This is a genomic window from Gemmatimonas sp. (assembly GCF_027531815.1).
Classification (GTDB): domain Bacteria; phylum Gemmatimonadota; class Gemmatimonadetes; order Gemmatimonadales; family Gemmatimonadaceae; genus Gemmatimonas.
On sequence record NZ_JAPZSK010000014.1, the window covers coordinates 268,609 to 279,245 of the forward strand.

A 10,637-nucleotide genomic window follows, 5' to 3' on the forward strand; every position below is an offset into this window, starting at 1 on the left:
CGCATTCACCGGCCTCCGGTCGTTTCTGTTGAAGTCCCGCGTCAGCAAGAAGTCGCGAGCCACGTCCATTCGATCGCGTTGGTGCCGGCATGAGCAATGGGCTATCGACAGCGACGTCTGTCCGCAGCTCGCCGCGCGCCTTCCTTCGCACGTTCGGCGGCCTCACGCTTGAGGTCGCTGATGGGAGCGACACCAACGAGACCGAAGCGCGGGCGCTGCATGAGCTGGCCGGCCGGCGACGCAAGGTCGCGCTGCTGCTCTATCTGACGGGCCAGAGCAGACCTGTTTCCCGCGAACTGCTGGCCACGCTCTTTTGGAGCGAGGAACCGCCGGAGCGCGCCCGCCACAACCTCGCCGAAGCCCTGTCGCACATCCGACGGGCGTTCGGACGCCACTCGATTGCCTCGCGCGTCACGGACGTGCTACTCGCCGACTCCTGCCCGATCGACGTGGACGTCCGCCTGTTCGACGCGGCGCTGGCGAACGGAGACCTGGAGCGAGCGGCCTCGCTGTATGCGGGCCCGTTTCTGGAAGGCGTGTTTCTGCAGCGCGCGCCGGGCTTCGATGACTGGGCGGCGAGAGAACGCGCTCGATTGTCGGGACGCTTCGTCGCGCTCAGCGTGACGCTCGTGCCGCGCCTGCTGTCCGATGGGCGACCCGCCGAGGCCGCCGCGTTGGCGGAGCATTGGCTCAACGAGGATTTGGAGGACGCCGACGCGGCGATCGGGTTGCTCACGGCACTCGCCACGCCTGGGACACGCGCCGCGCTGCGCGACGCGATCGAGCGATATGGGCGGCTCAAGATGCGACTGCTCGCCGAGTTGGAGAGCGAGCTTGACGAGAGCGTGACCGCGCTGTCCGCCACCCATGAAGCAAGGCTGGCGGCGCTGCCCGCACGGCGGGAAACGGACAGCGCGCTTGCCACCCATGTCGAATCCTCGCCGGCGATGGAGAAGGACACAGGGCCGGGCGCGGTGCCCCAGGTGCTCACACCTACTGCGGCGGCATCGTCGCCGCATCGATTCGCGCGCATCCTGATTGGCCTGGCGGGAGCGTTCGTCGCCGTCGCCGCGTGGGTCGTGCTACGTCCGCGCGAGGTGGCGGAGGCGGCGGCGGCGTGGGTACTGGTCGCGGACACACAGGATCCGGCGCGAGACCTGGTGACAACCGAGTCCATCTCGATGGCGCTGAGCGTCGCGCTCGCGCAGGGAGACCGGCTCAACGTCGTCACACGGAATCGCGTACGCGAAGCGCTGCAATTGATGCGTCGTCCCGACAGCACGTTCGTCGACGAGCGGACGGCACTCGAGATCGCCACGCGCATCGGTGCGGGGCAGGTCGTCATTCCGTCGCTCGCCAGGCTTGGCGCACAACGCGCGCTGTCCGCACGCACAGTCGATGTCGCCACGGGACGTGCACTTGGCGTCGATCAGACCACCGCGGTCAACGAAGACTCGCTCCTGTCGGCGCTGGACGTGGTGGCGCGCCAGTTGCGCAGTCGACTCGGCAGATCCTCTCGAAACGTTGATCAGCCGCGACCGCTGCCCGACGTGACGACGGCCTCGCTGGGTGCGTTGCGCGAGTACACGATCGCGAACGACTATTCTCGACGTCGGGTGTACGATTCGGCCCTCGTCGCCTATCGGCGGGCGATTGCCCTCGACTCCAGCTTTGCCACGGCGTATGCGGCGCTCGGCCAGCTGCTGCACTATACCAACCAGCCCGCCGAGGGGGAACAAGCTCTCGTGCGGGCGCTGTCGCTGCGCTCGCGGCTGAGTGAACGCGAGGCCATGCGCAACGAGGCGATGCAGGCCAGATGGCGGCGTCAACCGGACAGCGCGATCGCCATTCAGCAACGCTGGCTCGCCGGGCACCCGCGCGATACCGACACGCGGTCGTCGATGGCCTACGACCTTTTTCTGGGGCGACGCTTCGCGGCGGCGCAGCAGGTGTATCTGGAGGTATTGGCCACAGATTCACTGAATCCGGTCGACTGGATCAACCTGGCGGCTTCTGGCAACGCACTCGACACGGAGAGCGATCGGGCGGTGGCGCGTCGGGCGTTTGCGCGTGCGTTTGCGCTCGATCCGTCGCGGCGCACCGATGTCATCCAGAACAACGAGTACGGATCGCTCCTGGTGCGTGCAGGATTCCCGGATTCCGCCGCGGCGGTATTTCGGCTGATGCTCGGCGGGCCGCCAGGTCAAGCGTCGCGAGGCTATCGCTCGCTCGGCCTGCTGGCGCTCTGGCGCCGTGATCCGCGTACCGCCGTGGCGCTGTTCGACAGTGCGGCGCAGTCGCATCAGGCGATGAAGAACGAATCGCTGGGCGAAGTGCGTGCACGACTGATGCTCGCGTGGGCGCTCGGCGAAGCCGGCGATGAGGCGGGTGCACGCGCAGAGCTCGAACGAACGCGTGCACTCTCGCGGAACGGCGTCGCTGAACCAACGGTGCTGTACTGGGCAGGGAAAGCGATGGCACGGCGCGGCATGACGGCCGCTGCACGCGAAATGCTCGATACGCTGGCACGACGTGCGGTTGCGGGAAACGTGCGCCACGAGAGTGCGGCCCTGCTGCTTCGCGGAGAGCTGGCGCTGGCGCGCGGGGAGCCGGGTGTCGCGGTTCTACTGATCGAACGCGGGGGCGCGCTCGACAGCACACCGGTGCCGCGCGAGTCGTTGGCCCATGCGGCGCGCGCCGCCGGTCAGACGGCGCGCGCTGATTCGATCTATCGGCATCTGGCGGGCACGCTCAGGTTTGGAACGGAGGCGATGCTGGCGCAGCGGCTGGCGGTGCGTCAGCTCACACCGGCGCGACGGCAGCGGCCGCGGAGGGGTTCGTAAATCACGGCGGCGCCCGCAAGGTCTTCTTCCGCCATGGCGCGATTAGCCTCCTTCACGAGCACCACGGCCTCGCGTACGTTCGCTCGCGCTTCGTCGAGCGGGGCACCTTGCGTATTGGCACCCGGCAGCTCTTTTCCGAAGGCAATGTACCCTTCAGGTACCGCCTGATGGACAGCGGTCAGCTCTCCGGCCATTGCGAACTCCGAGGTTGTTGGGACGCTTGCAATGTATGGTCGCCACGGCTGAACCGCACGCGTGCATTGCGCAACCCGCCGTAGTGGGTCGGCCGGGCACTTGCAGCAGAGTGCACTGATCGTCCGAACCGGCACGGCTCGTTGCCGGCTGGACATCCGCGCCCTGCTGTGGGGCCTGGAAACGATGCGGCAGGCGAACGACATAACGCAGCCGACGTCCGCGATGTGCCGCGTCGCCAGCAGCGATCGGGTCGGTAACTCCGAGGGAAGGGCTACGAATGACGATGGTGCGGAATGGGTGATGGAGCAATCGCTGCTGACGCTGGGACCGCGTCGAAGGCTTGCCCATTGCTGAGCGCTCTCTGGCTGTCCCGCGGGTCGGCTATCTCTGCCACTCGCTGCGCGGCGATATCGGGCTCGCCTGGTAGACCGCGCGCGAGCCAGATCGCACCAATTGCACTGAGAACGGCTTGGACGATGACCATGAACCGTCGGAGTGAGGAGTCACCGGCCCATGCAGCGTCCTGAATACTGCCTACACCTCCCGTCTCTCCTGGAGACGTGTGGCTGTTGGAACGAGCGAATCGGCGGGACAGTCCGCTGCTGAAGCAACGGATCTTCGACGACCGGTTGCATCCGCTCAGTACTGCTGCCACGAATTCTGAAGGCGCTCACAGCGCACCGCTGTCTGCCGAGCATGATCGATGTACAACGCTGGTTGGCCGCCGAACGCCGGCTTCTGCTGCGAGCGGACCGCGCGATGCTTCACGCTACGCGGATGGTCGGTCCGCTCGGCAACAGCAAGCATCGCTAGGCCCGCGAAACCGGACGTTGCGTCGGAATGGCCCGTCGCGCAACGGAACGGTGATGGCTGGCAGCCGAGTCGGACGTATGCTCGGCGCTCCTTGGTCCCGGAGCGTGCATGCCCGATGCGGCGCCGGCGGCAAGTGCCGGTACCTCTGCCCGATCTGTCATGCCAAGCGGTTGGCGATCTGGACGCAATGGCTGGACACGACGCGGCTCGCGCCGGTGCCGCACCGGCAGGTGGTGCTCACCATCCCGAAGCGGCTCCGCGCCTTCTGCCTCTACGTGGCCCGCCCACGACACAGCACACTTGACCGAGGCGTTCCGGCGCGCGGTGCTCCCGCTCTTCGTCCGCCTCGAACTCTTCGGCGCGGACCACGCCGCCGGGATGCTGACCTGGCCGCACTCGGGGGTCCATGTCCATACGGCCGTCTGGGGCCCTGCGGATGATCGCGCGTTCGCCACCCGGCTCACGCGGTACTGCGCCCGGAGTCCCGTCGCGCTGGAACGGCGCACCTACGACCGGACCGCGAAGGCCGTAACGTACCGGTCGGACAAGTCCGAGGGCTAGACGGCGGGCACCAAGACCGTCGACCCGCTCGAGTGCCTAGCCCGGGTGCTGGTGCGCATCCCCGACAAAGGCCACGTCACCACGCGGTACTATGGCTGGTATGCCAACCGCCCCCGTGGCATGCGGGACAAGGCGGCACTCGCGAGGTCGGCGATCCCGCCGTACCCTCGACGAATAGTCGGCCCACCCCGATTGGAATTCCTATCCCGTGACGGAGACCTTCGACCAGCCCGACGCGCTGCTGGCTACATTGGTGTGCATCGAAACCTGCACGCATTTTCAGCAGCGAGGATTCAGCATGGGCACTCGTCTCAACCATCTGTTGCACGGCTCCTATCTGTCCACGTGGGAAGCGTTTGCCACCGAAATGCAGGGTACGTGGAGCGCTCCCTCGTTCGGCCACAACGCGCGCATCGAGATTCCACACGCGCATGGGCCGATTGTTCTGGAGCGTGACGTGACCATGATCATGACGGGAAAAGTCATGATTCCGGTGGTGTCCACGATCTTCTCGGCACCACGCCCCACCAACCCGGCGCACCGCTTCTCGGTATCGCGCGCCAACTTTGCCACATCAGTGGCGGAGTGGTTTGGTCGTCTGGATATCCACGTGGACGATCCGGTGTTCGACGAGGCGTTCGTCCTGAAAGGTGAGACGCCCGACTTCGTACGCTCGCTGTTCCGGGATGCCCCGCTCCGCGACCGCTATCGCGCAGACTTCGAGGGGTCGCTCGCACTCAAGGACGACACGGCATTCTTTGCCGATCCGACGCCTGGGATCGACCCGCTCGAGCTGGCGGTGTCGGGGATCATTGAGGATGGCGCGAGACTACGCCGGGTGTACGAGCTTTTTGCCGCGACGGTGACGCGATTGGACGAGCTTGGCGGCTGAGTGGCAAACGTGTGCTGAGGGTGCGAGTACCTCTCATCTAGCCGACGCCTCACGCCGCTCGCGTTGTGCCGAACGGGTGTGCACAGACGCCCCGCCCGCGCCGCAGTCGCGCGGCAGTTCCGGTCACCCGTAATCTCTCAGCATAGCCGGCTCGGCCGATCGGCGCTGGGCGCCACGTCAGCGTGGTGCGCGCCGACGGAGCGAATAGAGCGCCGTGCTGAGTCGCAGGACATCCCGTCCGTGAAGGCGGTGGTAGAGCGTGTCCGGCGTCCCACCGGTCGGGGTCACGACGAGCAGGGCGTTGGTGGTGTCGGTGTCCACCCCGCGCGAGGTGTAAAAGGTCACATCCAGCTGCCCGCGCAGATACCGACGCGCAGCCAGGTCGCGGAGGCGCACCATCGCCTCGTCCGTGACGAGCAGCGCGTCGCCCGCCCGCTCCTCGCTCGGCACGAACGCGAAGCGCACCACCTCGTCCGGGCGGAGCAGCCCGCGGCTTCGGGCCGCCGCCACGAGGGCCGGCGGCACGGCATCACCCGTGGCGGCCAGCCGCGGCTCCGGGCTGTCGTCGAGGAGAAGGCGCACGAGCGCCGACGACGCGTACACCAGCCCGGCGACGACGACGACCGCGGTGACCGCCACGAGCGCCACGAGGCGCAACCGGCGAAACCGCGCCCGACGCGTCACCTCGGCCGGGGACAGCAGCCCCTCCGGCGTCCGGATGCGGGCGACGGCCGCCACCACCTCGCTCGCGGTCGGCCGGGCCGTCGGCTCCTTGGCGAGCATGCGCGCCACGAGCGCGGCGAGCGCCGTGGGCGTCTGCGGCGCCCGCTGATGCACGCTCGGCGCCGGCGTGGCGATCACGCGCGCCATCAACTCCGCCGGGGTGCGCCCGTCGAAGGGCAGCAGACCCGTCAGCATCTCGTACAGCACGACCCCCAGCGCGTATACATCGGAGCGTCCGTCGACGGCTTCGCCGAGTGCCTGCTCCGGGCTCATGTAGTGCGGCGTGCCCGAGCCATCCGCCATCGCCTCGGCCGTCGAGCGTGACGTCACGAGCGCGAGCCCGAAGTCCGTCACCACCGCATGGCCATCGGCGTCGAACAGGATGTTCGCCGGCTTGACGTCGCGATGCACGATGCCCTTCGCGTGGGCGGCCGCGAGCGCGCTGGCCACCTCGCTCGCCACTCGCGCGGCCTCGCGCGCCGGCAACGGCGTCCCCGCGAGACGCTGCTGGAGGGAGTCGCCGGGCACGAGCCGCATGGCGAGGATGAGCAGCCCATCGCGAAGCGTCACCTCGTAGAGCGGGACGATGTGCGGGTGTTCGACGCCCGCCAGCACCCGCGCCTCGTGCAGGAACTCGGCTTCCTGCGCGTCATCGAGACGCCCCGCGACGTCGACGACCTTGAGCGCCACGTCCCGCTCAAGGCGGGGGTCCCGGGCCCGATAGACCGTGGCGAAGCCGCCATGGCCGAGACGCTCCCCGACCTGGAGCGCGGATCCGAGCGTGGCCTGCAGACGGGCCCGCAGGGCGTCCGCATGGTGCTCACCGTCCATGGCGCCGCTCACTCGTTCGCCGCCGCCAGCTCGGCCGCCACCACCTCGGCGCGTGGCGGGGCCTTGCGCCGGAAGGCGAGGAGCAGTGTGCTCGCCACGATGATCGCGGCCCCCGCCACGCTCCAGCCGCTCGGGTGATCGTCGAACACCAGCGCCCCCCAGACCGCCGCGAACACCAGCTGCAGGTAGCCAACGGCGGTCGCCCGCGCGGCCGTCTCGCGCTGCAGCGCCTTCGTCATGAAGGTCTGCGCGAGTTGCGTCGCCACCGACATCGCCGTGAGCAGCAGCCATTCCTGCGCCGTCGGCCACACCCAGCCCGGCAGGGCGAACGGCAACGTGAGGGGTACCGTCACGAGCGGCAGGTAGAAGACGACGCGCCGCGGATCCTCGGCGCGCCCCATGCGGCGCACCGTGACGTACGAGCCGGCGCTGCAGGCGGCCCCGACGAGCGCGACCGCCGTCGCCAGCGACGGCAGCGGCACCACGGCCGAGCCCCAGAGTGCCCCGAGTGCACTCGGCCGCACCACCATCACCACGCCCACCACGCTGGCGACCAGGCACAGCGCCGTGCGCCGGGTGATCCGCTCGCCGAGCAGCAGGGCGGCGAGGAGGGCCGCCCAGATGGGGTTCGTGTACTGCAGCAGCGTCGCCTCGCTGAGTGGCAGGTGCACCAGCGAGTAGAAGAAGCAGGTGAGCCCCAGGCAGCCGAGGACGCCCCGCTGCCAGAGGAAGCGCTGCAGTTGCGGCTCGCCCCACATCGAGAGCCCGGCCCGCCGCAGCGTCCACCAGCTCAGCCCCAGCGTCATCACTGCCCGAACCAGCACCAGCTCCTGGCTGGGCAACCGGCGCCCCGCGAGCTTCGCGGTCAGGCTCATCAGGCTGAACCAGAAGGCGCCGACCGCCATCTGCTGCAGCCCCGTCACGCGACCCCGGCGCGGCGGTGACGGGCGACGCTCGCCTGGGCGCGGGGGCAAGCACCGGACCGGGATCCCGCGCTGTTGGGCCTGACGAGGAGGAAGGGCGTGTTCCGCATGATCGGCTGGATTCTCCACGCGCCGCCCCCATTCCGCCAGCGGCGCCTGCACTTTGCAATACAAAGTTCCACAGGCCCACGAACCCGACGACACACGCCGCCCACCCGGCCGTCATTCGTCTCGCCGTCTCACGTTCCTGCCACAGGGCGCGCAGCGCCAGTGCGCCCGACACCACCACCCCAAACCGGAGCGCGCGCGCAAAGATCCCCGCCACGTCCGCGGAGACCGCGGGGTCGTCGGGCAGGCCACGTGCCGCCGACACGGTCAGCGCGGCGACGACGGTCATACGCATCCTGAACACACGAGAGTCAGTGGTGCTGAAGCCGATCGCGAACTGTCACAGACGCCGTAACGCCGTACGTTCTGCTGCAGCGCATCAAATGCAGTGCGGCCCGACGGGCGGCGTGCGCCAGCACGGCGACCGCCTGCCGCACCCCGCCCAGCGCTGCCGGCAGCAACAGTTCGTCAGGCCTTCTCGAGGCAACCGCGGTGTACAATGACGAGGACACCGCGGCGTCTCACGCGCGTAGCACGATCTGACGGCTGTGCCGTGTCGTGGCGCGCGGCGACTATCCGGCCGGCCGTCGACTGGCGCAAGCCATTCGCGGCCCGCCTTGCGGTATCACACGCGCACGGGTGCGCGTCGCGCGCGCCAGGCCGCGCTACCGACGACGAACGCCAGCAGCATCGTTGCGAGCAGACGGTCCGCAAGGCCGGCGCGGGTATATCCCACGGCCATTTCCTGCGCGACCACGAGCCCAAGTGCGAGCAGCGCCCACACCGCCGTTACCCGCGCCGCATCCCGCCGCCCCTGCCAGAGCGCCCGGAGCGCGAGTACCCCGGCTACGACCAGCGCGGCGCGCAGGAGGGCCGTGAGCACCTGTCCGTCGGCGATCACCGGCAGATCGGCCGCCCCGCGCAGGGCACTACTCGTGAGGATCGCGACCACGAACAGCGAGAAGTACGGTCGATTCATACGGTGCTCCAGTTGTCGTTCACGGCCGAACGCCCCGCTTCTGCAGCGGGCAGTCCAACAAGATGCGAGCGTAGCGAGCTACCGTGCCGCCCGTCTGCAGCAAGCCTCGTTATAACGCGCGCCTCGATGGCCGTCGACGCTTCTGGGCACTCATCTCATCGACGTAGCTCCGCAGCACCGCATTGATGCGGGACTGATACCGAGGCCCCGCCTCCCGAAAGAACGCCACCACATCGCTGTCGAGCCGGATCGAGATGGCCTCCTTCGTGACGGGCGTGACGACGCGCGCGCCCTGCCAGAACGCCTCCGGGAGGTTCCGCAACTCGGGCGGTGACGTGGCTTCGATCTCCGCGTCCGTCATGCGCCGCAAGCGGGCGAGATCAGCCCGACCCTTCGTCGGACGACTGGATGGCTTTGAGGCTTTCGGCATACCGACGACGCTCCTTGCGATGGCTTACACGCGCGGAGATCAGGCGACGCACGATGCCGCCGCTCGGATCCACGCGATCGGTGAAGACGACGGTGAGCGGGATGCCGTCGGCAAGTCCCAAGGCGATGACGCGACGCTCACCGTAATCCCGGCGCGTGTCGTCGTACTCGACATAGGTCCCCTCAAACACCAGGCTCGCGAACGCGAAGTCAAAACCGCGCTGCTGCCAGTTGCGCGTGCTCTTGGCGGGGTCCCACTCAAACGTCATGGAGAACACTACATCTGTATATACAACCGGTCAAGCGACCCGTTCCTACGGTATAACGAGGCTGTAGGAAAAGTCCCGTGAGGTCGATGTGGAAACGGAACTCTTCGGGTGCCGAGCCGTTGGCCTCACAGGGAATCTGCGGTCGCTTTCGTCCCTCGTCGAGATCTGTCATGGCCCGCTACAGGCCGGTCGACACGCAGCCCAAGTTCGTCGCGATCGACCTCGCCGCCCAGCTCCTGCCGGGCACCTTCGAGCACGCGCTCCACCACCTCCTCGAACACGCCATCGATCTGACGCCGTTCGACGCCCGGTATCGAAACGACACGACCGGGGCGCCCGCCTACGCGCCGAGCATGCTGCTCCGGGTGGTGCTGTTTGCGTACTCGCTCGGCATCGTCAGCAGTCGGGCCATCGCGCGGGCCTGCGAGGAGCAGGTGACGTTCATTGCGCTGAGCGGCGACTCGCGCCCGCACTTCACCACCATCGCCCATTTCGTCAGCACCCTGTGCGATCAGATCGCGCCGATCTTCGCGGCCGTACTCGCGGTCTGCGATCGTCAGGGGCTGATTGGGCGTGAGATGTTCGCCATCGACGGCGTGAAGCTGCCGAGCCATGCGTCCAAGCATCGGAGTGGGACACGTGCGGACTTCGAGCGGCAGGCCACGAAGATGGAGCGCGCGGCGGACGCGATGCTCGCGCGCCACCGGGCAGAGGATGCGCGCGACGTCGCGCCATCGCTTGCGGCGAAGGACACGGCACGGCGCGAGCGGCTCGCGCGAGACGCGGCCGAGCTGCGCACGTGGCTCACGCTGCACCCGACCGATCGGCGGGGTGCTCGAGGCGCCGTCCGCAAGAACAATCGCACCGGCAACGAGAGCGCGAAGATGGCGACCAGTAAGGGCGTCATTCAGGGCTACACCGGGGTGGCACCCGTCGACGCCGCGCACCAGATCATTGTCGATGCCCAGGCGCATGGCGTGGGCGCGGAGCAGGAGCTATTGCTGGGGGTCGTCGCCGCCACCGCGCCGCTGCGCACGATCGACACGCTTATCACCGCGGATGCCGGGTATC

Annotated in this window: 9 protein-coding genes; 3 read left to right on the forward strand and 6 right to left on the reverse strand. The window is 68.5% G+C overall.

Annotation, left to right across the window (positions count from 1 at the left end):
* Positions 1-89: 89 nt before the first annotated feature.
* On the forward strand, positions 90-2,843 hold the full coding sequence (locus O9271_RS16630; protein ID WP_298272181.1) for a BTAD domain-containing putative transcriptional regulator: 2,754 nt from the start codon (positions 90-92) through the stop codon (positions 2,841-2,843).
* Here the strand turns inward: O9271_RS16630 and O9271_RS16635 are convergent.
* The gene (locus tag O9271_RS16635) at positions 2,798-3,037 is read right to left on the reverse strand and encodes a hypothetical protein (protein ID WP_298272183.1); all 240 of its coding nucleotides are present in this window, start codon (positions 3,035-3,037) and stop codon (positions 2,798-2,800) included. The two genes, O9271_RS16630 and O9271_RS16635, sit on opposite strands and share 46 nt — an antisense overlap.
* A gap of 1,583 nt (positions 3,038-4,620) precedes the next feature.
* Here O9271_RS16635 and O9271_RS16640 point away from each other — a divergent pair.
* Positions 4,621-5,304: a hypothetical protein gene (locus O9271_RS16640; RefSeq protein WP_298272185.1), complete on the forward strand. Its 684-nt coding sequence runs from the start codon at positions 4,621-4,623 to the stop codon at positions 5,302-5,304.
* Between the two features lie 177 nt (positions 5,305-5,481).
* On the opposite strand, the gene O9271_RS16645 is transcribed toward O9271_RS16640, so the two are convergent.
* The 5 genes from O9271_RS16645 to O9271_RS16665 form a co-directional block, all read right to left on the reverse strand.
* Positions 5,482-6,858 (reverse strand): serine/threonine-protein kinase, encoded by a 1,377-nt coding sequence (locus O9271_RS16645; protein ID WP_298272187.1) that lies wholly within the window; start codon positions 6,856-6,858, stop codon positions 5,482-5,484.
* Positions 6,859-6,866: 8 nt separating this feature from the next.
* Positions 6,867-7,781, reverse strand: coding sequence for a DMT family transporter (locus tag O9271_RS16650; RefSeq protein ID WP_298272189.1), 915 nt, complete (start codon positions 7,779-7,781; stop codon positions 6,867-6,869).
* Positions 7,782-8,514: 733 nt separating this feature from the next.
* Positions 8,515-8,868, reverse strand: coding sequence for a hypothetical protein (locus O9271_RS16655; protein WP_298272191.1), 354 nt, complete (start codon positions 8,866-8,868; stop codon positions 8,515-8,517).
* Positions 8,869-8,977: 109 nt separating this feature from the next.
* Entirely contained in the window at positions 8,978-9,298 is a 321-nt protein-coding gene (locus O9271_RS16660) for a BrnA antitoxin family protein (RefSeq protein WP_343213931.1), read from the reverse strand.
* Positions 9,249-9,566, reverse strand: a complete 318-nt coding sequence (locus tag O9271_RS16665) for a BrnT family toxin (protein WP_298272195.1) — start codon at positions 9,564-9,566, stop codon at positions 9,249-9,251. The genes O9271_RS16660 and O9271_RS16665 overlap by 50 nt, the downstream gene beginning before the upstream one ends.
* A gap of 170 nt (positions 9,567-9,736) precedes the next feature.
* Between O9271_RS16665 and O9271_RS16670 the strand changes: the two genes are divergently transcribed.
* A partial coding sequence (locus tag O9271_RS16670) for a transposase (RefSeq protein WP_298272197.1) occupies positions 9,737-10,637 on the forward strand: 901 nt, incomplete at its 3' end.

Excerpts from the sequence above, each read along its gene's own strand:
- O9271_RS16630 (WP_298272181.1), top strand. The coding sequence starts at position 90 with ATGAGCAATGGGCTATCGACAGCGACGTCTGTCCGCAGCTCGCCGCGC.
- O9271_RS16635 (WP_298272183.1), bottom strand. The coding sequence starts at position 3,037 with ATGGCCGGAGAGCTGACCGCTGTCCATCAGGCGGTACCTGAAGGGTAC.
- O9271_RS16645 (WP_298272187.1), bottom strand. The coding sequence starts at position 6,858 with ATGGACGGTGAGCACCATGCGGACGCCCTGCGGGCCCGTCTGCAGGCC.
- O9271_RS16655 (WP_298272191.1), bottom strand. The coding sequence starts at position 8,868 with ATGAATCGACCGTACTTCTCGCTGTTCGTGGTCGCGATCCTCACGAGT.
- O9271_RS16660 (WP_343213931.1), bottom strand. The coding sequence starts at position 9,298 with ATGCCGAAAGCCTCAAAGCCATCCAGTCGTCCGACGAAGGGTCGGGCT.
- O9271_RS16665 (WP_298272195.1), bottom strand. The coding sequence starts at position 9,566 with ATGACGTTTGAGTGGGACCCCGCCAAGAGCACGCGCAACTGGCAGCAG.